The organism is Oleiphilus sp. HI0061 (assembly GCF_001635675.1).
The window spans coordinates 1-677 of the sequence record NZ_LWFE01001657.1; the positions used below are offsets into that span (position 1 = coordinate 1).

1 protein-coding gene is annotated in these 677 nt (G+C 43.6%); it reads left to right on the plus strand.

Annotation, left to right across the window (positions count from 1 at the left end; translation table 11 throughout):
* On the plus strand, positions 1 to 493 hold a 493-nt coding region (locus A3735_RS31430; RefSeq protein ID WP_068638889.1), incomplete at its 5' end, for a hypothetical protein.
* Positions 494 to 677 lie beyond the last annotated feature (184 nt).

A 677-nucleotide genomic window follows, 5' to 3' on the forward strand; every position in this document is an offset into this window, starting at 1 on the left:
CGAACTTAGACAATTTAGAGTTTATTGGCAGTCTGTTCGTTATGAAGGTTGGACAAGTGACGAGCTTCGCCCAATGCCGGTAGTGATTGAGGCGCAATGTAGCGAGCGGAAAGTTCACTTGTTTGACAGCTCGTTTGGCCCCGGCCGCCGCTGTAGTGATCGCCAAGGTGAAGGAATTGTTTTCTGTGGTCGTTCAGAAGTTGATGTGAATCGACGTGGCTTAGAGATAGAGAATAACTCCCTATGTGCAACGATTACCGATAGACAGGGCTCAAGTAGTATTCTGGATTTGGAGGGAGAAGTCCTCATTCACATGTCTTGCCGCCCAAAACGAACACAAAAAATACGAGGCGGTAAGAAAATAAATATAGATTACCTGCTTAGTTCTCAGCAGCCTTATATCGTCTCTACCAAGAAGGTAAAGGGCGGCGATATTGAGCAATTAGTTCCCGAATTATTCAACCACTCTTCTGTCTGTGACCCGGATGCCTAATATTTGATGGAAGGACGACTTTACTTGGTTACAAATCTAACTGCTAATTGATTAGATCTTGATCTATATTTAGAGTGTAAAAGCTATTTTTGAATAGATGCTAGTGTGACCGGTTTGGCATTGATAAGAAACAACCGGGTATTGTTACCTGAGCTTACATAAGCCAACGCTGCGTAGTGGTGTT